The organism is Mesorhizobium sp. LNHC221B00 (assembly GCF_000502935.1).
Lineage (GTDB): Bacteria > Pseudomonadota > Alphaproteobacteria > Rhizobiales > Rhizobiaceae > Mesorhizobium > Mesorhizobium opportunistum.
Genome location: NZ_AYWR01000005.1, coordinates 276,839 through 297,998, shown reverse-complemented (window position 1 = coordinate 297,998; position 21,160 = coordinate 276,839). Strand labels below are relative to the sequence as shown.

Annotated in this window: 21 protein-coding genes and 1 riboswitch; of the genes, 15 read left to right on the top strand and 6 right to left on the bottom strand. The window is 63.2% G+C overall.

What is annotated here, in order from left to right:
* Positions 1–16: 16 nt before the first annotated feature.
* Together X741_RS157135 and X741_RS157140 are read left to right on the top strand one after the other, a co-directional pair.
* A complete protein-coding gene (locus X741_RS157135) occupies positions 17–667 on the top strand; it encodes a helix-turn-helix transcriptional regulator (RefSeq protein WP_023777207.1) in 651 nt (216 codons plus the stop codon).
* Between the two features lie 9 nt (positions 668–676).
* On the top strand, positions 677–1,534 hold the full coding sequence (locus X741_RS157140; protein ID WP_031249925.1) for a thermonuclease family protein: 858 nt from the start codon (positions 677–679) through the stop codon (positions 1,532–1,534).
* On the opposite strand, the gene X741_RS157145 is transcribed toward X741_RS157140, so the two are convergent.
* The gene (locus X741_RS157145; protein ID WP_023768369.1) at positions 1,500–3,146 is read right to left on the bottom strand and encodes a lysine--tRNA ligase; all 1,647 of its coding nucleotides are present in this window, start codon (positions 3,144–3,146) and stop codon (positions 1,500–1,502) included. The genes X741_RS157140 and X741_RS157145 overlap by 35 nt on opposite strands.
* Positions 3,147–3,314: 168 nt before the next feature.
* Between X741_RS157145 and X741_RS157150 the strand changes: the two genes are divergently transcribed.
* Complete coding sequence (locus X741_RS157150) at positions 3,315–3,728, top strand: tellurite resistance TerB family protein (RefSeq protein ID WP_023777205.1); 414 nt, start codon at positions 3,315–3,317, stop codon at positions 3,726–3,728.
* A 41-nt stretch (positions 3,729–3,769) separates the two neighbouring features.
* Here X741_RS157150 and X741_RS157155 read toward each other — a convergent pair whose 3' ends face one another.
* Positions 3,770–4,618 (bottom strand): transporter substrate-binding domain-containing protein, encoded by an 849-nt coding sequence (locus X741_RS157155; protein ID WP_023768367.1) that lies wholly within the window; start codon positions 4,616–4,618, stop codon positions 3,770–3,772.
* Positions 4,619–4,878: 260 nt separating this feature from the next.
* On the opposite strand from X741_RS157155, the gene X741_RS157160 reads away from it, so the two are divergent.
* The 3 genes from X741_RS157160 to X741_RS157170 all read left to right on the top strand — a co-directional run bounded on the left by X741_RS157160 (position 4,879) and on the right by X741_RS157170 (position 7,120).
* Positions 4,879–5,610, top strand: a complete 732-nt coding sequence (locus tag X741_RS157160) for a LuxR family transcriptional regulator (protein ID WP_013897278.1) — start codon at positions 4,879–4,881, stop codon at positions 5,608–5,610.
* A 116-nt stretch (positions 5,611–5,726) separates the two neighbouring features.
* Positions 5,727–6,365 carry an acyl-homoserine-lactone synthase gene (locus X741_RS157165; protein ID WP_023768365.1) on the top strand — a complete coding sequence of 213 codons (639 nt, stop codon included), beginning with the start codon at positions 5,727–5,729 and terminating at the stop codon, positions 6,363–6,365.
* Positions 6,362–7,120, top strand: a complete 759-nt coding sequence (locus tag X741_RS157170) for an enoyl-CoA hydratase-related protein (protein ID WP_031249924.1) — start codon at positions 6,362–6,364, stop codon at positions 7,118–7,120. Before X741_RS157165 ends, X741_RS157170 begins: the two co-directional genes overlap by 4 nt.
* A 99-nt stretch (positions 7,121–7,219) precedes the next feature.
* Here the strand turns inward: X741_RS157170 and ppk2 are convergent, their stop codons facing one another.
* Positions 7,220–8,128, bottom strand: coding sequence for a polyphosphate kinase 2 (gene ppk2 / locus X741_RS157175; protein WP_023777203.1), 909 nt, complete (start codon positions 8,126–8,128; stop codon positions 7,220–7,222).
* A gap of 119 nt (positions 8,129–8,247) precedes the next feature.
* Here ppk2 and X741_RS157180 point away from each other — a divergent pair, with 119 nt between their 5' ends.
* The 3 genes from X741_RS157180 (at position 8,248) to X741_RS157190 (ending at position 11,454) form a co-directional block, all read left to right on the top strand.
* The gene (locus tag X741_RS157180; protein WP_023777202.1) at positions 8,248–9,513 is read left to right on the top strand and encodes an ATP-binding protein; all 1,266 of its coding nucleotides are present in this window, start codon (positions 8,248–8,250) and stop codon (positions 9,511–9,513) included.
* A 109-nt stretch (positions 9,514–9,622) separates the two neighbouring features.
* Positions 9,623–10,348, top strand: a complete 726-nt coding sequence (gene phoU, locus X741_RS157185; RefSeq protein ID WP_023777201.1) for a phosphate signaling complex protein PhoU — start codon at positions 9,623–9,625, stop codon at positions 10,346–10,348.
* Between the two features lie 98 nt (positions 10,349–10,446).
* Positions 10,447–11,454, top strand: coding sequence for a magnesium and cobalt transport protein CorA (locus tag X741_RS157190; RefSeq protein WP_013897272.1), 1,008 nt, complete (start codon positions 10,447–10,449; stop codon positions 11,452–11,454).
* Between the two features lie 128 nt (positions 11,455–11,582).
* Here the strand turns inward: X741_RS157190 and X741_RS157195 are convergent, their stop codons facing one another.
* Positions 11,583–12,101 (bottom strand): GcrA family cell cycle regulator, encoded by a 519-nt coding sequence (locus tag X741_RS157195; RefSeq protein WP_023777200.1) that lies wholly within the window; start codon positions 12,099–12,101, stop codon positions 11,583–11,585.
* Between the two features lie 356 nt (positions 12,102–12,457).
* Here X741_RS157195 and X741_RS157200 point away from each other — a divergent pair, with 356 nt between their 5' ends.
* The 3 genes from X741_RS157200 (at position 12,458) to X741_RS157210 (ending at position 15,731) form a co-directional block, all read left to right on the top strand.
* Entirely contained in the window at positions 12,458–13,657 is a 1,200-nt protein-coding gene (locus X741_RS157200; RefSeq protein ID WP_023777199.1) for an aspartate aminotransferase family protein, read from the top strand.
* A gap of 18 nt (positions 13,658–13,675) precedes the next feature.
* The gene (argF, locus tag X741_RS157205; protein WP_013897269.1) at positions 13,676–14,587 is read left to right on the top strand and encodes an ornithine carbamoyltransferase; all 912 of its coding nucleotides are present in this window, start codon (positions 13,676–13,678) and stop codon (positions 14,585–14,587) included.
* A gap of 112 nt (positions 14,588–14,699) precedes the next feature.
* The gene (locus X741_RS157210; RefSeq protein ID WP_031249923.1) at positions 14,700–15,731 is read left to right on the top strand and encodes an Hsp33 family molecular chaperone; all 1,032 of its coding nucleotides are present in this window, start codon (positions 14,700–14,702) and stop codon (positions 15,729–15,731) included.
* Between the two features lie 39 nt (positions 15,732–15,770).
* Here the strand turns inward: X741_RS157210 and apaG are convergent, their stop codons facing one another.
* Positions 15,771–16,163, bottom strand: a complete 393-nt coding sequence (gene apaG, locus X741_RS157215) for a Co2+/Mg2+ efflux protein ApaG (protein WP_023777197.1) — start codon at positions 16,161–16,163, stop codon at positions 15,771–15,773.
* Positions 16,164–16,383: 220 nt separating this feature from the next.
* On the opposite strand from apaG, the gene X741_RS157220 reads away from it, so the two are divergent.
* Positions 16,384–17,535: a ceramide glucosyltransferase gene (locus X741_RS157220; protein ID WP_023777196.1), complete on the top strand. Its 1,152-nt coding sequence runs from the start codon at positions 16,384–16,386 to the stop codon at positions 17,533–17,535.
* A 36-nt stretch (positions 17,536–17,571) separates the two neighbouring features.
* Here X741_RS157220 and X741_RS157225 read toward each other — a convergent pair whose 3' ends face one another.
* Positions 17,572–18,762, bottom strand: coding sequence for an O-succinylhomoserine sulfhydrylase (locus X741_RS157225; protein ID WP_023777195.1), 1,191 nt, complete (start codon positions 18,760–18,762; stop codon positions 17,572–17,574).
* Positions 18,763–18,817: 55 nt separating this feature from the next.
* Positions 18,818–18,895: riboswitch (SAM riboswitch) on the bottom strand.
* 88 nt (positions 18,896–18,983) lie between these two features.
* Here X741_RS157225 and X741_RS157230 point away from each other — a divergent pair.
* Positions 18,984–20,078 carry a 2'-deoxycytidine 5'-triphosphate deaminase gene (locus X741_RS157230; RefSeq protein ID WP_023777194.1) on the top strand — a complete coding sequence of 365 codons (1,095 nt, stop codon included), beginning with the start codon at positions 18,984–18,986 and terminating at the stop codon, positions 20,076–20,078.
* A gap of 99 nt (positions 20,079–20,177) precedes the next feature.
* Positions 20,178–20,951: an ABC transporter substrate-binding protein gene (locus tag X741_RS157235; RefSeq protein ID WP_023768353.1), complete on the top strand. Its 774-nt coding sequence runs from the start codon at positions 20,178–20,180 to the stop codon at positions 20,949–20,951.
* Positions 20,952–21,160 lie beyond the last annotated feature (209 nt).

The following is a 21,160-nucleotide window of genomic DNA, read 5'->3' as shown; positions in this document are numbered from 1 at the left end:
CGGAGGAGAGCACGACATGCTCTCGCACGACCGTGTCTGGGCTGCCATCGATGCTCTTGCCGAGCGCTATTCGCTTTCGGCCTCGGGTCTGGCAAGGCGCGCAGGGCTCGATTCAACCGCTTTCAACAAGTCGAAACGCCTGTCGTCGGATGGCCGGCCCCGCTGGCCATCGACCGAATCATTGGCCAAGATCATCGAGGCGACAGGGGCGTCGCTCGACGAATTCACCGGGCTGATCGAAGGCAGGGCCGGACTTGTCCATGACGCCCGGGATGGCCGCAGACGGTCGGTGCCTTTGCTCGGTTTTGCCCAGGCCGGCGCCGGCGGCTTCTTCGACGATGCCGGCTTTCCGGCGGGACAGGGCTGGGATCTGGTCGAACTGCCGGCGCAATCGACCGAGAGCTCCTACGCACTGCAGGTGCAGGGCGATTCGATGTTGCCGCTCTACCGCAATGGCGACGTCCTCATCGTCGAGCCGGGCGCGGTCACCCGCAAGGGCGATCGTGTCGTCGTCAAGACCACTGCCGGCGAGGTGATGGCCAAGGTGCTCGAACGCCAGACCGTCAAGTCGATTTCACTGGTCTCGCTCAATCCCGATCATCCCGACCGCGACATCTCCATGCGCGAGGTCGAGTGGGTGGCGCGGATTGTCTGGGCAAGCCAGTAGGTCCGACCGATGCGGTTCCCCCATCTTGTCCTTGCGGTTCTGATGGTCCCGGTGATGGCGGCGCTGGTCATCGCCGGCGGGCGCACGCTGAAGGAAAGCGAAAGCGCCGTTACGGTCGATCAGATCGATCCTGGCGCCGATACGATCGCTGAAGCCGGCACCGATGCGGGGTCCGAGGAGCCGGCCACCTCAGCTCTTCCCACGCCCTCGCAACCGCCAAAGCCGCCGTCGCCGCATTCGAGGGCGATCGATCCAGCCCTCGTCGCCCCGCCGGAACTGCCAACCGGTGAACTCGAACGGGTCGAGCCGCGCGAACCGTTGAGCAAACTCGCACTCGCCATGCCGCCCAAGCCGAAGATGCCCGACGACTGGAATGGCACGAAGCTGTTTCAGCCGGTCGCATCGGCCGCCGGCCTGATCGAGGCGAAGGGCTATTCGGTCGCGGTCTCCGGCATCGACGTCGTCGGGCAGGACGAGACCTGCACTACGGATGGCAAATCCTGGCCATGCGGCATCCGCGCCCGCACGGCGTTCCGCGCCTTTCTGCGCGGCCGCGCCGTGGTCTGCACCGTGCCCCCCGAGGGCGGCCGCGACCTGGTCGCGGCGGAATGCCGGATCGGCAAGCAGGATATCGGTCAATGGCTGGTCGAGAACGGCTGGGCGCGCGCCGCCAAAGGCGGACCCTATGTCGATGCCGGCGAAAAGGCCCGCAACGAAAAGAAAGGTATTTTCGGATCGGCGCCGAACCTTGCCGGCATCTCGGCGGCGCCGGCCGCGCCCGCCCCGGCGCCTCAGGCGCCGGGCTCGATCCTGGAAGAGGTCGACGGCGCCCTCAAGCCAGCTGTCCCGCCAACGCCTTCTGAATGAGCGCGCGGGTCTCGGCGACGCCGTAGAGCGCTGCGAACGATCCGAAGCGCGGGCCGCGCTCCTGGCCGATGAGCACCTGGTAGATCATCTGGAAGAAGGCACCCGAAACGCCCGGGCCACCTTCCGGGCTCTGCTTGGAATGATCCTGATAGCGCTCGATCTTGCGCGCCACGTTGAGCGAGGCGTTCTGGATCGCTTCGCCACCGGCGTCCGCCGGCAAGTCGCCAAGCGCCTTGTCGAGGGCCAGCAGCGCTTCGCGCTCGATCTCGTCGGCCGGGCGGAAGGTCTTTGTCGGCTTCACGAAATCGTCGAAATAGCGGATCGCATGGCCGACCAGCTGGTCGAGCTCCGGATGCGTCTTTGGCGTTACGCCCGTCGTGTGGCGGGAAATGAAGCCCCACAGCACGTCCTTGTTCTGCGCATTGGAAGCGCTGACCAGATTGAGCAGCAGCGAGAACGGCACCGGCATGTCGATGGCCGGCGGGTTGCCGTCATGCATGTGCCAGACAGGGTTGCCCAGCCGTTCCTTCCAGTCCTGGCGCGGGTAGGCGCCAAGGAAGGTGTAATACTCGTCCACCGCCCTCGGGATGACGTCGAAATAGAGCTTCTTCGCCTGCCGCGGCCGCTGGTACATGTAGAGCCCCAGGCTCTCGGTCGGCGCATAGGTCAGCCATTGGTCGATGGTCAGCCCGTTGCCCTTCGACTTCGAGATCTTCTGGCCGTTCTCGTCCAGGAACAGCTCGTAGACGAAATGCTCCGGCGCACGCCCGCCCAGAATGTTGCAAATGCGGTCGTAGACCACCGCATTGGTCTGGTGGTCCTTGCCGAACATTTCGAAATCGACGCCAAGCGCTGCCCAGCGCATGCCGAAGTCCGGCTTCCACTGCAGCTTCACCCGGCCGCCGGTGATCGAAAGCGTGGTCTCCGTGCCCTCGTCGTCGAAGGTGATGGTGCCGGCCTTGGCGTCGACATGCTTCATGGGCACGTAAAGCACCCGCCCGCTCTTCGGGGAAATCGGCAGGAATGGGCTGTAGGTCGCCTGCCGCTCCGGCCCGAGCGTCGGCAGCATCACCGCCATGATCTGGTCGTAGCGCTCGGCGGCGCGCTTGAGCATCGCGTCGAAACGGCCCGATTTGTAGTACTGCGTCGCACTGGCGAATTCGTAGTCGAAGCCGAACGTGTCCAGGAAGCGGCACAGCATCGCATTGTTGTGGTCGGCAAAGCTCGCATAGTCGCCGCCGAACGGATTGGGAACCGAAGACAGCGGCTTGTGCAGATGCGGTTCCAGCGCCGCCCGATCCGGTACGCTGTCGGGTATCTTGCGCATGCCGTCCATGTCATCGGAAAAACAGAGCAGCTTGGTCGCGACCTTGTCCTGCGTCAGCACACGAAACGCATGCCGCACCATTGAGGTACGCGCCACTTCGCCGAACGTGCCGATATGCGGCAGGCCGGACGGTCCGTAGCCGGTCTCGAACAGGATGGTTTCGGGAAAGTCGGCGCCCTTGTAGCGTTCGATGATCTTTTTGGCTTCCTCGAACGGCCATGCCTTGCTCTCGGCCGCCGCCGCCAGCAGTTCGGGATTGAGATCGATGATGTTTGATCCCGCCATGGTCCTGTTTTCCAATTATTCGCGGGCCAAATTCGCGATATGGCCGCAAGTGTCGATTTTCAACCGGTCTCTAGGCGCGCGTGGCCGGAGCGTCAACGCGCGCGGCGCTTTTTCCTTGCGGCCGTTGGGGCACGTTCCTACCTTCGAAGCCCGTTCAAGGAGCAAACAATGCCATCGCCGTCCCCGCATGAAGCCCTGATCTACCTGATGGTCATCACCTCGGCCTCCGACCGTGATATGACCGATGTCGAACTGGCCAGGATCGGCGATGTTGTTCGCTCATGGCCGGTGTTCGAGGATTTCAAGCAGGACGGGCTGGTTCCCGTCGCCCAGGCTTGCCAGAAACTGCTGCATGAAAAGGACGGTCTCGAGGGTGTGCTGGCCCAGGTCGGCGAGGCCCTGCCGGAGCGCCTGCGCGACACCGCCTACGCCGCCGCCTTCGAAGTGGCCGCCGTCGATCTCGAAATGCGCTTGGAAGAAGTGCGGGTGCTGCAACTGATCCGGCGTGAGCTCGATCTCGACACACTGACCGTCGCCGCCATCGGCCGCGCCGCCAAGGCGCGGCTGCGCACACTGACCTGACGGCAGTCCGTTCGGATCAGAAAAAACTGACCGGAACCGGATCAGAAAAAGCTGACCGGGAAATAGCGCAGGTAGAATTCGGCAAAGGTGCCCTTCACCGAAATTTCCTGCAGCGCGTAATCCAGCGCCGCCGCCAGCGCCGGATCGTCCGCCCGCGTGGCGATGGCCATGCCCGTGCCCAGATATTCGGGAGCCAGATAGGGGCCGCCGGCAAAGCGGCAGCAGCCTGCCGCGTCCGAGCCGCCCAGCCAGAAGGCGAAGCGCATGCCGTCGCCGAAGGCCGCGTCGATCTTGCCCGCCTTGAGATCGCTGTAGAGGGCTTCGGGTCCGTCGAAGGTGACGACCTGGACCGTGCTGAAATAGTCGCGCAGCATGCGCTCATGTGCCGAGCCTGATATCACGCCCACGCGCTTGCCGCGCAGTTTGTCGAAGATCGGTTCCAGCAATGCCTTGCCCTTCGGCATGATGAAACGTGCCGGGAACTGCAGGTAGGAGCGCGAGAAGGCGTATGTCTGGCGCGACTGCGGCGTCGCGGCGATGCCGGCGATGATCGCTTCGCCCTCGCCCTTCTCGAGCGCCCCTTCGAGCTCAGTCCACGGCAAGGCCTGGATCTGGCATTTGTCGACGATGCCGAGTTCCGCGCAGATGGCGCGCGCCAGGTCGATGTGGAAACCGGACAATTTTCCCGAGCTGTCGAGAAAGTTGAAGGGTGGAAAATCCGTGGTCGTCAGGAATCGCAGCCGCGGCAGCGCGGAAAGGTCCGGCTTGGGCAGCCGCTCCTTGGCGTCCCACAGCACCGGCACCTGCGGTTCCGCCGCGCGCGCGCCAGCCAATGGCAGCACCGCAATCATCATCGAGGCCAGGACCAGGAACCGCCATTGGAACGCCACGATAGAACTCCGCCGCACTCGTGTTCGCAGCGGTTTTGGTACGAAAATGGTACAGGCACAATGGTTTTTGATTTCAACGCGCCGATTTCAGGATATGCTTTAGCGTGTTTGCAAACAGCGGTGGCTGCCCTGGTTGGGGGACCAGGGTCGAGAACCACAACCGGAAACGGGCGCGTTGCAATCGGCGGTCGGTGGCAAAGTGCAGACAATGCATGGACCATCGGTCTCAATGCATGAGGCAACATGGGGTTGATGTTGCGATGGGTCAATTTGATCGTACGCTGGAATACATAGACCAACTGCAGCACGCAGGAACGGCGGCGGCGGTCTGTGAGAAACTGTTGGGTATAACATCGGATTTCGGTTTGACCGCGCTGATGGCAGGAACCGTTCCGCAGCCAGGCACGCCGGCCGGGCAGCAAAAGCAGCACGTGCTGCTTTGCGACTGGCCTGTCGAATGGCTGGAGCGCTACGTAGCGCGCAACTATGTCGATCACGATCCCGTGGTCAGCCATATGAAGCAGTTGCAGGCACCTTTCCAGTGGCGCGAAGCTGCCCAGGACATTCGCATCGACAAGAGCAGCGGCGAAGTGATGGGCGATGCCGGCGCGTTCAAGCTGCGCGACGGGCTGGCCTTCCCGCTGATCACGCTCGACGGCCAGATCGTCATGGTGTCGCTGGGCGGCGAGGCCGTGGAGCTGTCGGCGGCCGAGTTCGGTCTGGTGTCGCTGGTCTCGACCTATGCGGTTGGCCGCGCCATGCAGCTCCACACCATGTCCGGCAACACCATCGACCATGTCGAGTTGACGCCACGTGAACGCGAATGCCTGCAATGGGCCGCCGTCGGCAAGTCCGAATGGGAGATTTCGCAAATCCTCGGCATCTCCGAACACACGTCGGAGAAACATCTTCTTAACGCCAAAAGCAAACTCGGTGCCGTCAATAGAGTTCAGGCTGTCGCCGAAGCGATAAGACGCGGCTACATTAGTTAGGTCGGCCGTGCCGACCTAGAACTCCCGCCTACGTGATCGAACTCCCGCCTACGTGATCACGCAATTTTCTCATCAAAGCACGGCCGTATCATCCTTTGAACACAGGAGACGGCAGTATGCTTTTTTGTCTTACAACCCAGGAATTGATGCAACGCCCCGACCTTTGGGAGGCGGTCCATCGGCTACGCTATCAGATTTTCGTCGAGGAGATGGGGTGGGAGGATCTGCGCCGCCCGGACGGATTCGAGGTCGACCAGTTCGATCATGACGAGGCGGTGCATCAGATCGTCATCCGAGGCAACGAAGTCGCTGGCTATCAGAGGATGCTCCCGACCACGCGGCCGCATCTGTTGACCGAGGTTTTGACCGACCTTTCCGAAGGCACGCCGCCATCGGGTCCAAATATCTGGGAATTGACCCGCTATGCGGTGGCTCCCGGATTTCGCGATGGCCGTCGTGGCGTCTCGACCGTCGGCACCGAACTGATAGCCGGCTTCGTCGAGTGGGGGCTGAAGCGCGGCGTCGACAAGGTGATCATCGAGTTCGAGCCGATGTGGGTGCTGCGCGCGTTGCAGCTGCATTTCCTGGCGACGCCGCTGGGTTATCAGCGCACCTACGGCAACCAGCAGGTCGTGGCGACGCTGCTCTCCTTCAACGAGCACACGCTGGACGTGGTGCGTTCGCGCCGCAATCACCATGCCCCGGTCCTGGCCCGGGGATATCCCGACATGTTCGGTCAAAGGCGGGCGTCATGAGATCGGAAATCGCCATGCACCCGCAACCTGGACTGCGCAACCATACGCTGGTCGTCACCGTGTCGTCGAATGATGGCCGGCCGGTGCTCGACAGACGAGCCTATGAAAGCCTTGCCAGGACGTTCCACGAAGCCGCCGAGAATGACGAAGTACGTGTCGTCGTGCTGCGTGGCCTGGCCGGCTGCTTCTGCCTCGGCGGCGATTTTTCCGAGTTCCTCGATGCCAGCAAGCATCAGAAACTGATCGCCGCCGTCACCGACATGTTCCGCACGCTGGCAACGTTTCCCAAACCGATCCTGGCCTGCGTCGACGGCGATGCCGTCGGCGTCGGCTGCACCATCCTGTTCCATTGCGACATGGTGATTGCTTCCGGCAAGAGCACGTTCCGGGTGCCGTTCGTCGATTTCGGCCTTGTGCCGGACGCCGCGACCAGCATCCTGGCGCCGCAGAAGCTCGGCTATGCCGGCGCCTTCCGCTTCTTCTGCCTCGGCGACACGCTCCATGCCGAGGACGCCAGGGCGCTCGGCCTCGTCGCCGAGATCGTGCACGACGGTGTCGAGGAAGCGACGCTTGGCCGGGCAAGGCAGCTCGCCAAGAAGCCGGTCGCCGCCTTGCTGCAGACGCGTGGCCTGCTCAAGGGCAACACTGGTGCGCTGTGCGACCGCATCGACCAGGAGATATCGCTGTTTCAGCAGGCGCTTCAGGACGACACCACGCTGCGGCGATTGCAGCGCATCGCCAGGCTGGCGGCCTGAGGATCGCCAAGAATGCCGTGCCGCGCGGACGTCACGCGGCACGGCCTGAGGATCGCCAACAATGCCGTGCCGCGTGGACGTCACGCGGCACGGCAGGTATCAGCCTTCCTTGCCAAGGAATGACGGCCCTTCGCCGATAATCTTCTTGTCTTCCTTGCCGACGACATCGAGATCGCGCCCCTCATAGGGCAGCGACAACAGGATGCGCCGCATCACCGCCAGCCGCGCACGGCGCTTGTCATTGGCCCGCACGATGATCCACGGTGCGAATTCCTTGTGGGTGCGCTCGAACATGGTGTCGCGCGCCTTGGTGTAATCGTCCCATTTGGTAATGCCGGAAATGTCGATCGGCGAGAACTTCCAGCTCTTCAGCGGGCTGTACCGGCGATCGTGAAAGCGCTCGAGCTGCGTTTCCCGGCCGATATTCAGCCAGAATTTGAAGAAGTGGATGTCGTCATTGACGATCATCCGCTCGAAATGCGGCGTGTCGTCGAGAAACTTCTCGTGCTGTTGCGGCGTGCAAAACCCCATCACCGGCTCGACGCCAGCGCGATTGTACCAGGAACGGTCGAAGGTGACGAATTCGCCCGCCGTCGGGAAATGGTCGACATAACGCTGGTAGTACCATTGTCCGAGTTCGGTGGGCGTGGGCTTGGTCAGCGCCACGTTGCGCGCCGTGCGTGGGTTGAGGTACTGGCGCACCACGAAGATCGTGCCGCCCTTGCCGGCGGCGTCGCGTCCCTCGAACAGCGCCATCACCCGCTTGCCCCTCGCCTGCAACCACGCCTGCGCCTTGACCAGCTCGATCTGCAATTTCTCGAGCGTCTCGTCATACTCGTCGCTTTTCATTTTCTTGTCGTAGGGATAGCCGCCTGCGGTCAGCTTGTTGTCCTCGACCCAATCTGGAAGCTCGGGATTCTCGATATCGAACTCCCGCTCCTTGCCGCCGATCCTGATTTTCAGCGGACCCGAAGTCGGCGCGGCGGAGTCTTCCTTGGCTTTTTTCATCGAGACGAACCCTTTTAAGCATCCGGACTCATGCTATTGGGAGCCTCCGGAGCGGTCCAGCGGAAGTTTCCGTCGCCGCACGACCGGTGGGGACGGCATAGGCGCGGGCACACGGGCGGATGACAGACCTGGACGCAGAGCAGAAAGGAATGGCACGGACCTTGGCCGTCAGGCTGTGGAACAGCCGCTGGCTGCTTGCGGCCGGTGTCGCGGCGGTTCTGATCGCCTTCGCCTTCGCGGGTATTTCCGCTTACGTGCTGGTGCCGGCGCTGCTCCTGCTGCTCGCGGCCGCGATGTTGCCGACGGCCGGTGCCCTCCAATCGGTTGAGGGTGCGGCGTCGATCGAAGCGATCGGCCTGCAGCGGCTCTCAGGCGAGTATCTGGCGGCGGCCGTCGCCGACCCGCTCATCATCTTCGACCATGCAGCCACCATCGTCCATGCCAACGCCGCTGCCTTCGCCGCCTTTGCCGGGATTGCGCCGGGCATATCGCTGTCGCTGAAATTCCGGGCGCCGGAAATGCAGGCCCTGCTGGACGGTGTGCTGTCCGGCAACGTCGCGTCGGATGTCGTCGACTATACCGAGAAGCTGCCGGTCGAGCGCGCCTACCGGGTCAGCGCGTCATCGGTCGGACACGGCACCGATCTTTACGTGCTGGTGTTCAAGGACCAGAGCGAAGCGCGGCGCATCGACCGCATGCGCGCCGACTTCATCGCCAATGCCAGCCACGAATTGCGCACTCCGCTGGCCTCTATCTCCGGCTTCATCGAAACGCTGCGCGGACCGGCCCGCAACGATCCGGCGGCGCGCGAGCAATTTCTGCAGATCATGCAGAACCAGACCGGCCGCATGGCGCGTCTGATCGATGATCTCCTGTCGCTGTCGCGACTGGAGATGAAGCCTTATCTCAAGCCGGGAACTGAGGTCGATTTGCGCCAGACCGTCGACAGCGTCATCGATTCCCTGGCCCCGCTGGCCCGTGAAAATAGCGTCGTCATCGAGCGCGATTTCGCCGACGGGCCGCTCGATGTGCCGGGCGACCGCGACGAGCTGTTCCAGGTTTTCGAGAACCTTCTGGAGAACGCCTGCAAATACGGCCAGTCGGGCGGCCGCGTCATCGTGTCGATCGCGCCCGGTGACGATGGTTCCGAACCCGGTGTCGACGTGACGATCAGGGATTTCGGCCCCGGCATTCCCGAGGAGCACATTCCGCGCATCACCGAGCGCTTCTACCGTATCGATGTCGAGACCAGCCGGACCCAGAAAGGCACCGGCCTCGGCCTGTCGATCGTCAAGCATATCCTGACGCGTCACAACGCCAGGCTGACGATCAGGTCGGAGGTCGGCAAGGGCGCCGCCTTCTCTGTTCATTTGCCGGCGCACTGATACTGCCCTAGTTTTCCCAGAGGCCGTTTCTTTTTTCTGTCATCCGGTTAGCGTATCAGCGGGGATTCGAAGGAAACGACTCAAGACATCCGTGGGAAGGCATTCGTCCATGCAGTCCGTGCACATAGTGAGCGCCTACGACGAGGAACTGAAATATCTGTCGAAGCGCATCGCGGCGATGGGCGGCCATGCCGAACGCATGGTCGAGCAGGCGGTCGCCGCCCTGGTCAACGCCGATCCGGGACTGGCCCAGAAGGTCATCCGTGACGACGCGGTGCTGGACGAGGGACAGCGCGAGATCGACGACAAGGCGATCATCATCATCGCCAGACGCCAGCCGATGGCGACGGACCTGCGCGAGATTGTCGGCGCCATCCGCATTTCCGCCGACCTCGAACGGGTCGGCGACCTCGGCAAGAACGTCGCCAAGCGCGTGGTCGCCGTCACCGACGGGCGCCAGCCGACCAGCCTGTTCCGTGGCCTGGAGGCCCTGGCCAATTTGGCGCTGACCCAGCTCAAGGAAGTTCTCGACGTCTACGCGTCGCGCTCGGTCGAGAAGATCGGTTTCGTGCGCGACCGCGACGACCAGATCGATGCCATGTACACGTCGCTGTTTCGCGAATTGCTGACCTACATGATGGAAGATCCGCGCAACATCACGCCCTGCACGCATCTCCTGTTCTGCGCCAAGAACATCGAGCGCATCGGCGACCATGCCACCAACATCGCCGAGACCATCTACTACATCGTCACCGGCGACCAGATGCCCGCGGACCGGCCGAAGGGCGACAAGACGGACAAGATAGGCCTTTCACCGCCACCGTCGGCGAAGTGAGTGCACTTTTTCTCGAACGCTTGATCATATTGCGCTAAACTATCCCGATGCCAGACGGGTTGGTTCCCCAGTGAGGGCAATGCTTTCGGGAGGCAGCGATGGAATATGTCCGGGAGTTCAAGCCCGCGCCGCCGCAGTCAGGCATCATCGCCTCCGGCGTCTATACCGCCGGGCGTCGCATTGCCGACATCCCGATCGAGGAAGCCGGCGAGTGGGCCAAGAAGTCGGGACACGTCGTCTGGATCGGGCTGCTTGAACCCGACCGGGAGCTTCTGTCGCGTGTCCAGGCGCAATTTCATCTGCACGAACTGGCGATCGAGGATGCCGAACATCCGCATCAACGGCCCAAGATCGAACAATATGGCGATGCGCTGTTCATCGTCGCCCGTACCGCGCAGCTGATCGAAGGACGTGTCACCTTCGGCGAGACGCATCTGTTCGTCGGCAGCGGCTACATCGTCAGCGTCAGGCACGGGCCTTCGACATCCTATGCCGCCGTGCGCCAGCACTGGGAAAGCTGCCCGCATTCGCTGGCCAAGGGCGAGGATTTCGTCCTCTATGCCATTCTCGACTTCATCGTCGACAACTACATGCCGGTGCTCGAGCAGATCGAGGACGAGGTCGAGGCGATCGAGGACAAGGTCCTTTTGAAGCCGATGACCGGCCCCGACATCGAGCGGCTCTATATGCTGCGCCGCGACCTCTTGCGCCTGCGCAATGCAGCGCTGCCGCTGGTGGAAGTCTGCCGCCGGCTGACCAGCGCCGACCTGCCGCAGATCCATTCCGCCATGCACCCGCTGTTCCGCGACGTGACCGACCACATCCGGACCGTCCAGGAAAAGATCGACAGCCTGCGCGAGGTGCTGGCTTTCGCCTTCGAGGCGAGCCTGCTGGTCGGTCAGAGCCAGGAAACGGCGATCTCGAAGAAACTCGCCTCATGGGCGGCCATATTGGCCGTGCCGACCGCCTTCGCCGGCATCTACGGCATGAATTTCACCGACATGCCGGAACTGAGGATGGAATATGGCTACCCGATGGTACTGGCCACCATCGCGCTGATCTGCGCGGTCCTGTACTGGCGGTTTCGCAAGAACGGGTGGCTGTGAAAGTAGGGCAGTAGGGCAGTAGGGCAGTAGGGCAGTAGGGCAGTAGGGCAGTAGGGCAGTAGGTTAAGGCGCTCACAAGCGCAGCTCAAAACATACTGCCCTACTGCCTTACTCCCCTATTCCCTTACTTACCTGTTCCGCCTCCGCTCCGCCGCCGGCTGGAACGCGACGCGGGCGTGGTATTTGCAGTAAGGGCCGGTTTCGGCGGCTTCGTTGCCGCAGAAATTGAAGTCTTCCGAAAGCGGATCGCCGTTCGGCCATTTGCAGGTTCGCTCGGTCAGTTCGACAAGCTGCAGATGCCGTGAGATCGGTACCACGACGTTCTCGACTGGCCGGATATAGTGCCGCGCCACCGGTTCGGCGTCGAACTGGGTCTGCAAGGCCGTCGCGCCGATTGATGTCGTGACGTGGCGTGACGCGCTTGCCGCCCGCGCCACCGATTTCTGAACGGTCGATCCCTGCGCCGTCTTCTTCTGGCGTGCCGGCGCCGCCGTTGCGCGCCCGCGGCCCGACAGTTTCAGCCGGTGCACCTTGCCGATGACCGCGTTGCGGCTGACCCCTCCGAGCTGCGCAGCAATCTGGCTTGCGCTCAGACCCTCCGACCACAGTTTTCTGAGAAGTTCGACCCGCTCGTCAGTCCAGTTCATGAGACCGCGCTCCTGCTAAGCGTGCGGCAATCAGAATCCACTCCCGACCCAGCACCACTGCTGGGGCAGACACCACATATATCTGGTGATTAGGTCCGCCGCACGAAATCTAGTTATTTCTCGACTACAACTACTCTATGCGCTGACTCGGTGACAAGAGTCCCAAGTGCAACACGAATCGGTTTTTTCGGTTTTCCCCAACTTGCCGCTCTCTTATGAGCCGGCGTCCTGTCAGGGGGCTTGCCGCGTGCCACTACGCGACGTTTTCGTTGACTTCATGGCCGAAAAACACGATAAGCCGCAAAGGCCGCCGCTTTGGCGGCTTTTTTGATTTTCCGGCACCGGAGAAGCATATAATGAGCGGTTCGGCGCTTTTCGAGACCTTTTCTCGCGCACCCCTGGCTTTCGACCATGGGGAAGGCTCCTGGCTGGTTACCGACAAGGGCGAGCGATATCTCGATTTCGCCGGCGGCATCGCGGTCAATTCGCTTGGCCACGGCCATCCGCACCTGGTCGCGGCCCTCACCGAGCAGGCAGCCAAGCTCTGGCACGTTTCCAACCTCTACGAGATTCCCGGGCAGAACCGGCTTGGCGAGCGGCTGGCCGATGCCACCTTCGCCGACAAGGTGTTCTTCACCAACTCCGGCGCCGAGGCGTTGGAATGCGCGATCAAGACGGCGCGGCGCTACCACTTCGTCAAGGGCCATCCCGAGCGCTTCCGCACCATCACCTTCGAGGGTGCTTTCCACGGCCGCACGCTGGCCACCATCGCGGCCGGTGGCCAGTACAAATACCTCGAGGGGTTCGGACCCAAGGTCGAAGGCTTCGACCAGGTCGGCTTCGACGACATCGATGCCGCCGAAAAGGCGATCACCCCGGAGACCGCCGCGATCCTGATCGAGCCGGTGCAGGGCGAGGGCGGCATCCGCCCGGTGCCTGCGCAATCGCTGAAGCGGCTGCGCCAGCTTTGCGACCAGCACGACCTGCTGCTGATCTATGACGAGGTCCAGTGTGGCATCGGCCGCACCGGCAAGCTGTTCGCGCATGAATGGTCAGGCGTCACGCCCGACATCATGGCCATTGCCAAGGGCATTGGCGGCGGCTTCCCGATGGGCGCCTGCCTTGCCACCGACGAAGCGGCCGTCGGTATGACCGCCGGCGTGCATGGCACCACCTTCGGCGGCAACCCGCTGGCCATGGCGGTCGGCAACGCCGTACTCGACGTGGTGCTCGAAGAGGGCTTCCTCGAGGACGTCCAGCGCAAGGCGCTGCTGATAAAGCAGGGACTTGCCGCCGTTGCCGACGAATTTCCCGAGGTCATCGAGGACATCAGGGGCGCCGGGCTGATGCTCGGCCTCAAATGCGCCATGCCCAATGCCAAGGTGAACATGGCATTGCGCGACCAGCACCTGCTGGCGGTTCCGGCCGGCGACAACGTCATTCGCCTGCTGCCGCCGCTCACCGTCACCGATGCCGAGATCCACGACGCGCTCGATCGCATCCGCGCCGGCGCCAAGGGCCTGGTGGAGGCGATCGCCTCCGCCGCCGCGAAGTAAATCCCGGAACCGTTGCCGATGTCACTTCGCCACTTCACCGATCTTTCCGCCGTTTCCGAAGGCGATTTGCGCTTCATGCTGACCGATGCAGTGGCGCGCAAGGAGCGCCTCAAGGCCGGCGAGCGCTCGAAGCCGCTCGAAGGCAAGGTGCTGGCCATGATCTTCGACAAGCCGTCGACGCGCACGCGGGTGTCCTTCGACGTCGGCATGCGCCAGCTTGGCGGCGAGACCATCATGCTGACCGGCACCGAGATGCAGCTCGGCCGTTCCGAGACCATCGCCGACACCGCCAAGGTGCTGTCGCGCTATGTCGACGCCATCATGATCCGCACCACCTCGCACGAACGGTTGCTGGAGCTGACCGAGAACGCCACCATTCCGGTGATCAACGGGCTGACCGACGATACCCATCCATGCCAGCTGATGGCCGACATCATGACCTTCGAGGAGCATCGCGGTCCGGTTGCCGGCAAGACCATTGCCTGGACCGGCGACGGCAACAATGTGCTGCATTCGCTGCTCGAGGCGTCGGCGCGTTTCCGCTTCAACCTCAATGTCGCCGTGCCCGAAGGCAGCGAGCCGGCGCAGAAGCATATCGACTGGTCGCAGGCGAATGGCGGCAAGCTGCACTTCACGCGCTCGCCTGAGGAGGCCGTCGACCAGGCCGACTGCATCGTCACCGATTGCTGGGTGTCGATGGGGCAGGAGCATCGCGCCCGTGGCCACAACGTGTTCTCGCCCTATCAGGTCAATGCCAAGCTGATGGCGAGGGCGAAGCCCGACGCATTGTTCATGCACTGCCTGCCTGCTCATCGCGGCGAGGAAGTGACCGACGAAGTCATCGACGGCCCGCATTCGGTGGTCTTCGACGAGGCCGAGAACAGGCTCCACGCCCAGAAGGCCGTGCTTGCCTGGTGTTTGGGCGCTTGACGTGTCCGGGTGCCTGAAGTGTCTGGGCGCTTGATCTGCGGGGCCGCGATGCCTATCTGCGCCGCATCACGCAAATCAAGCGCGTTTGGACGCATGCTCCCGAGAGGACGGCATGGCCGCGCCCCGGAGCTTTGTCATGTTGGAAACGTATCAAGTGACTGAACACCACCCCAAACTCGGCGAGTTCGGCTACGCCGGCGACGATCACGTCGTGCCCTTCGAGGTCGGCCCTCTCGACGTGCGTGGCCGCACGGTCCAGCTCGGGCCGATGCTCGACGCCATCCTGAGCCGCCACGATTATCCCGAGCCGGTCGCCCGCCTGCTCGCGGAAGCCTGTGTGCTGACGGTGCTGCTCGGCACTTCGCTCAAGTTCGAGGGCAAGTTCATCCTGCAGACCCGCACCGACGGGCCGGTCGACATGCTGGTGGCGGACTTCTCCACGCCCTCGGCGCTGCGTGCCTATGCGCGCTTCGACGCCGATCGGCTCGAGGCTTTGGTCGCGGTCGGCGAGACATCGCAGCAGACGCTGCTCGGCAGCGGCGTTCTGGCGCTGACCATCGACCAGGGCGCCCACACGCAGCGCTATCAGGGCATCGTTCAGCTTGACGGCGAAACGCTGGAAGACGCCGCGCGCACCTATTTCCGCCAGTCGGAACAGATCCCGACCGATATCAGGCTATCGGTGGCCAAGCTGTTGACGCCCGGCCCTGGCGGGGCGCGCGAGCAGTGGCGTGCCGGCGGCATCCTGGCGCAATTCCTGCCGCAATCGCCCGAGCGCATGCGCGTTCCGGACCTGCACGGTGGCGATGGCGATCCGCGCGAGGAAGTTCACGATCCGGCCGATAATTCCTGGCAGGAATTGCTGGCGCTGCTCGGCACCATCGAGCCGACCGAACTCATCGATCCGACGATCGGCGCCGAACGGCTGCTCTATCGCCTGTTCCACGAGCATGGCGTGCGCGTCTTCGGCGGCGTTCCCGTCGCCGACCAGTGCTCATGCTCGCGCGACAAGATCCGCGGCATCCTCGAGGGCTTTTCCGCGCAGGAGATCAAGGACAGCACCGAGGATGGCGGCATCCACGTCGCCTGCGAGTTCTGCTCGAAGCAATATGACTTCGACCCGGCGGAATTCGCGGCGCAATGAAGGAACCGGCTTTCTCTCCGTGGAACGGGGAGAAAGCCGCTAATTCACCGTCCGCCGCGTCCCTGGCAGGTCGAGGGAAAATGCCGGAATGGCGATGTCGAAGGTCTCGCCGCGCTTGTTGCGCATCGTGTAGCGGCCGACCATGATCCCTGACGGGGTCGAGAGCGGGCAGCCGGACGTATACTGATAGCTGTCGCCGGGATTGAGTTCAGGCTGGTCGCCGACGACGCCCGGCCCACTCACTTCCTCGACCCGGCCGGTGCCGTCGGTGATATGCCAATAACGCGCCAGAAGCTGCACGAACTCGTCCGACTGGTTGTCGATCGTTATCTGATAGCCCCAGACATAGCGGTTCTCCGAGGGGTCCGAGCGGTCCTCGAGGTAGAACGGCCTGACCTGCACTTCGATGTTGCGCGTGACGGCGCGATACATAAACGGCTCCAAACTGATCCGGTAATTTCGGCGCTCCCGGCGGGCAGGTCAACATGCGCGTCTTGTCGCGCCCGGCCTTGAAAGGCAGGTGCCGGCAAAGAATGTCATTTAAGTGACACAGGACAATGGTGGTGTGCGCCAAGCGGGCGACTCGACGCTCTGTCGAACTGTTGAAAACGGCCATAAAGCCGGCCGTCTTTTCTGGAGTGACCATATCTCGATGGAACTCACTCTCATAGCCGCCTCGCTTTCGACTGCTCTCATCCTCTCAAATGCCGCCAGCATTTCGCTTGCCGCTTCGCAGCTGAAGCGGCGAACCACGGTCGCCCCGCCCGGCGGCAAATCGCAGCCGGTGTCGATTGTCATACCATCGCGTGGTGTCGAGCCGTTCACGCACGAGACACTGGAGCGCGCCTTCTCGCTCGACTGGCCGCGCTACGAGCTGATCTTCTGCGTCGCCCATGCCGACGATCCGGTCGTCAAACTGATAAACAGGGCAATTGCCCGGTTTCCCAAAGTGCCGGCCCGGCTGTTGATCGGGGACGACCGCGTCAGCGCCAATCCCAAACTCAATAACTGCGTCAAGGGCTGGGAAGCGGCGCGCCACAACTGGGTCGTTCTTGCAGACTCCAACGTGCTGATGCCCAGGGATTACATCGAGCATTTGATGGCGGCGTGGCGGGCCGATACCGGCCTTGTCTGCTCGACGCCGATCGGCTCGCGTCCCGACGGTTTTTGGGCCGAGGTCGAATGCGCCTTTCTCAACACGCTGCAGGCCCGCTGGCAATATGCCGGCGAGGCGCTCGGCCTTGGCTTCGCCCAGGGCAAGAGCATGCTGTGGAACAAGCCGATGCTGGATGCCAGCGGCGGCATTCGCGCGCTGGCGGCCGAGATCGCCGAGGACGCCGCCGCGACCAAGCTGGTGAACGGCCTCGGCCTGCGCGTCAATCTCGTCGCTTCGCCCTTCGAGCAGCCGCTCGGCCGGCGCAGGCTTGGCGAAATCTGGTCGCGCCAGGCCCGCTGGGCGCGCCTGCGCCGCGTCACCTTTCCGCTGTTCTTCACGCCCGAAATCCTGACTGGCGCTGTGGTGCCGCTGGTGCTTGCGCTGGTTGCGGCGGCAGGCGCCGGCTTCAGCCTCTGGGCGACCGCGCTTGCCGTGTTGGCGGCCTTCTATCTTCCGGAGTGCGCCCTGGCCTGGTCCAAGGGCTGGTACCTGTCGCCGCGCATGGTCGCGGCGATCATGGTGCGCGACCTGATCCTGCCGGCGATGTGGACGCGCGGCTGGCTCGGCGGCGCCGTCGACTGGCGCGGCAACGCGATGACCATCCGCACCAAGGCGGCCGAACTGGAGGAGACGCCGTCAAGCGCCTGATCGCGCCTGCTCGACGGACCTACCTGACTGTCTTCCCTATTTGGCTGCCCTCAACGCCTGCGCGATGTCTTCCAGAAGGTCGTCGGTATCCTCCAGGCCGACCGACAGCCTGAGCGTACCTGGCCCGATGCCGAGTTCGGCGCGCGCCTCGTCGCTCAAATTCTTATGCGTCGTCGTCGCCGGATGGGTGATCAGGCTCTTGGCATCGCCGAGATTGTTCGAGATCAGAACGATGTCCAGCGCATTCTGCAAGGCGAAGGCCGCCTGCTTGCCGCCCTTGACGTCGAGGCAGACCAGCGTCGAGCCGCCCGACATCTGCTTCTTGACGATATCAGCCTGCGGGTGGTCGGCACGGCCGGGATAGATGACGCGGGCGATCTGCGGCTGCTCGGCCAGGAAATCGGCGATCCTGCCGGCGCTTTCCGTCTGCTGGCGCACGCGCAACGGCAGCGTCTCCAGTCCCTTCAGCAGCGTCCAGGCATTGAACGGCGACAGGCTGGGGCCGGTGTGGCGGAAATAGTCGTGCAGGTTCTCGTCGATCCACTTCTTGTCCGACAGGATAACGCCGCCCAGGCAACGCCCTTGGCCGTCGATGTGCTTGGTGGCCGAATAGACGACAATGTGGGCGCCGAGCTGCAGCGGCTTCTGCTGCAGCGGCGTGGCGAAGACATTGTCGACGACGAGCCGCGCACCGATTGAATTGGCAAGTGCCGCGACGGCTGATATGTCGACCACTTCCAGCGTCGGGTTGGTCGGGCTTTCCAGGAAGAACAGCTTGGTGTTGGGCCTTACCGCCTTTTCCCAGTTGGCGATATCGGTGCCATCGACCAGCGTCGCCTCGATGCCGTAGCGCGGCGCCAGCGTCTCGACCACCCAGCGGCAGGAGCCGAACAGCGCGCGTGCCGCCACGATATGATCGCCGGCCTTGACGCTGCACAAGAGCGCTGCCGTCACCGCCGCCATGCCCGACGCCGTGGCGCGCGCATCCTCGGCGCCCTCCAGCGCGCACATGCGCTTTTCGAACATGTCGACCGTCGGATTGGCGTAGCGCGAATAGATGAAGCCTGGCTCCTCGCCCTTGAAACGGGCCTCCGCCGCCTGCGCCGTCTCGTAGACATAGCCCTGGGTGAGGTACATTGCTTCCGACGTCTCGCCGAATTGGGAACGCAGGGTTCCGCCGTGCACGAGGGCTGTCTGTGGCTTCCAATTGCGCTTCTTGTTGCTCATTGCTTTGTTCCAGACACAAAAAAACCGGCCGCGAAAGTCGCAACCGGTCCATACGGCCTTGCGGCCAACGGTCCTTTAGCGACTTGTTTAACGTGGCTGCAAGCCGACCGGCCAAATCACCACGGGATAACGACCCTTTAGACCCGTCCCATGCTTGCGTCAATTGCCGGCTTCATTAAGAGGTTTGTGCGACAAGAAAATCGTCGGCCAGGAGCGCAGCCTTGCGGCAGACAGGCATTCTTCCCGATCAGGACATTGCGGCGCTGTTCCAGTCCGGCGCGCTGAAGTCGGCGCGCGCGCTCGATGCCGACCAGATCCAGCCGGCCAGCCTCGATCTGAGGCTCGGCGACACGGCTTGGCGGGTGCGGGCTTCCTTCCTGCCGGGCCCCAACCACACGGTTTCGGAAAAGCTCGATCGCCTGAAGCTGCACGAGATCAATCTTGCCGAAGGCGCTGTGCTGGAAACCGGCTGCGTCTACATCGTGCCGCTGCTCGAAAGCCTGGCGCTGCCGGCGGAGATTTCGGCCTCGGCCAACCCGAAGAGCTCGACCGGCCGGCTCGATATCTTCACCCGCGTCATGACCGACCGCGGCCACGAGTTCGACAAGATCGCCGCCGGCTACAACGGTCCGCTCTATCTGGAAGTCAGCCCGCGCACCTTCCCGATCGTCGCGCGCACCGGTTCGCGCCTGTCGCAGATACGCTTCCGCACCGGCAACGCACTGCTCTCGGAATCCGAATTGCATGAACTGCACCGTGCCGAGATGCTGGTCGCCACCGAACCGCCGAATATTTCCGGCGGTGGCATCGCACTGTCGATCGACCTTAATGGCGACACTGATGGGCTGGTCGGCTATCGAGGCAAGCATCACACCGGTCTCGTCGACGTCGACAAGCGCGCCGCGCAGGATGTCGTCGACTTCTGGGAGCCGATCCACAAGAGCGGCGCCGGCGAACTGGTGCTCGATCCCGACGAGTTCTACATCCTCGTCAGCCAGGAAGCGGTGCATGTGCCGCCGCTCTATGCAGCCGAGATGACGCCCTTCGATCCGCTCGTCGGTGAATTCCGTGTTCACTATGCTGGCTTCTTCGATCCGGGCTTCGGCCATTCGGCGTCCGGCGGCACCGGCAGCCGGGCGGTGCTCGAAGTGCGCAGCCACGAAGTGCCGTTCATCCTCGACCATGGCCAGATCGTCGGCCGGCTGGTCTACGAGCACATGCTGAAGCGGCCGCAGGCGCTTTACGGCACCGACCTCGGCTCCAACTACCAGGCACAAGGCCTGAAGCTGTCCAAGCATTTCCGCCCTGCGGGCTGAGCTCCGATTACTACCAGGTAAAATACTTGCCTGCGCTGGCACATCATGCTTGGCTGGCTTGTCGATCGCCGGGATGCGGCGTTCAAGGGGAACAAGAAAATGCAGATTTCAAAATGGATCCTATCGGCGGCAGGCGCTGCCATGTTGGCGATGGCGGCCGGCTCTCTGTCGGCGCAGGCTGCCGAGAAATTGAAAATCGGCACCGAGGGCGCCTATCCGCCGTTCAACACCATCACCTCTGACGGCAAGGTTGTCGGCTTCGATATCGACATCGCCAATGCGCTGTGCGCGCAGATGAAGGTCGAGTGCGAAATCGTCACCCAGGACTGGGATGGCATCATCCCCGCCCTGCAGGCCAAGAAGTTCGACGCCATCATCGCCTCGATGAGCATCACCGAAGAGCGCAAGAAGCAGGTCGCCTTCACCAACAAATATTATACGACGCCGCTCGCCCTGGTCGCCTTGAAGGACAGCGACATCGCCTCCACCGAACCGGCGGCACTTGCCGGCAAGACGGTCGGCGCCCAGGCTGCGACCACGCAGGCCACCTATGACCAGGATGTCTATGGCAAGGCAGGCGCGGAGGCAAAGCTCTACCCGACCCAGGAGGAAGCGATCACCGACCTGCAGAACGGCCGGCTTGACGCTGTGATCTCGGACAAGTTCGTGCTGATGGACTGGATGAAGAAGGCGAGCGACGGCTGCTGCAAGATGATTGGAGACGTCAAGGGTACGGAGACGCAAGCCGGCATCGCCGTGCGCCTCGAAGACACCGCACTGCGCGACAAGCTCAACGCGGCCATCGACGCCATCGTCGCCGACGGCACCTACAAGAAGATCCAGGCCAAATATTTCGACTTCGATATTTATTGAGGGATTGAGGCTGCCAATCTCCCCCCTCGTGGGGGAGATGCCCGGCAGGGCAGAGGGGGGCGCCTCACACCACGCGTCGTCCAGCTAAATCAGCTNTCGCACAAGAGTACGTTTGTACTCATGTGCGATTCCCCTGCCCTTGCGGGGGAGATGCCCGGCAGGGCAGAGGGGGGCGCGAAGGATCGCGGCCTTTCTTCAAAATGCCGGGA

What these genes read in the sequence shown, in the direction of transcription:
- X741_RS157135 (WP_023777207.1), top strand. Translation starts at nt 17, where the DNA reads ATGCTCTCGCACGACCGTGTCTGGGCTGCCATCGATGCTCTTGCCGAG.
- X741_RS157140 (WP_031249925.1), top strand. Translation starts at nt 677, where the DNA reads ATGCGGTTCCCCCATCTTGTCCTTGCGGTTCTGATGGTCCCGGTGATG.
- X741_RS157145 (WP_023768369.1), bottom strand. Translation starts at nt 3,146, where the DNA reads ATGGCGGGATCAAACATCATCGATCTCAATCCCGAACTGCTGGCGGCG.
- X741_RS157150 (WP_023777205.1), top strand. Translation starts at nt 3,315, where the DNA reads ATGCCATCGCCGTCCCCGCATGAAGCCCTGATCTACCTGATGGTCATC.
- X741_RS157160 (WP_013897278.1), top strand. Translation starts at nt 4,879, where the DNA reads ATGGGTCAATTTGATCGTACGCTGGAATACATAGACCAACTGCAGCAC.
- X741_RS157165 (WP_023768365.1), top strand. Translation starts at nt 5,727, where the DNA reads ATGCTTTTTTGTCTTACAACCCAGGAATTGATGCAACGCCCCGACCTT.
- X741_RS157170 (WP_031249924.1), top strand. Translation starts at nt 6,362, where the DNA reads ATGAGATCGGAAATCGCCATGCACCCGCAACCTGGACTGCGCAACCAT.
- ppk2 (WP_023777203.1), bottom strand. Translation starts at nt 8,128, where the DNA reads ATGAAAAAAGCCAAGGAAGACTCCGCCGCGCCGACTTCGGGTCCGCTG.
- X741_RS157180 (WP_023777202.1), top strand. Translation starts at nt 8,248, where the DNA reads ATGACAGACCTGGACGCAGAGCAGAAAGGAATGGCACGGACCTTGGCC.
- phoU (WP_023777201.1), top strand. Translation starts at nt 9,623, where the DNA reads ATGCAGTCCGTGCACATAGTGAGCGCCTACGACGAGGAACTGAAATAT.
- X741_RS157190 (WP_013897272.1), top strand. Translation starts at nt 10,447, where the DNA reads ATGGAATATGTCCGGGAGTTCAAGCCCGCGCCGCCGCAGTCAGGCATC.
- X741_RS157195 (WP_023777200.1), bottom strand. Translation starts at nt 12,101, where the DNA reads ATGAACTGGACTGACGAGCGGGTCGAACTTCTCAGAAAACTGTGGTCG.
- X741_RS157200 (WP_023777199.1), top strand. Translation starts at nt 12,458, where the DNA reads ATGAGCGGTTCGGCGCTTTTCGAGACCTTTTCTCGCGCACCCCTGGCT.
- argF (WP_013897269.1), top strand. Translation starts at nt 13,676, where the DNA reads ATGTCACTTCGCCACTTCACCGATCTTTCCGCCGTTTCCGAAGGCGAT.
- X741_RS157210 (WP_031249923.1), top strand. Translation starts at nt 14,700, where the DNA reads ATGGCCGCGCCCCGGAGCTTTGTCATGTTGGAAACGTATCAAGTGACT.
- apaG (WP_023777197.1), bottom strand. Translation starts at nt 16,163, where the DNA reads ATGTATCGCGCCGTCACGCGCAACATCGAAGTGCAGGTCAGGCCGTTC.
- X741_RS157220 (WP_023777196.1), top strand. Translation starts at nt 16,384, where the DNA reads ATGGAACTCACTCTCATAGCCGCCTCGCTTTCGACTGCTCTCATCCTC.
- X741_RS157225 (WP_023777195.1), bottom strand. Translation starts at nt 18,762, where the DNA reads ATGAGCAACAAGAAGCGCAATTGGAAGCCACAGACAGCCCTCGTGCAC.
- X741_RS157235 (WP_023768353.1), top strand. Translation starts at nt 20,178, where the DNA reads ATGCAGATTTCAAAATGGATCCTATCGGCGGCAGGCGCTGCCATGTTG.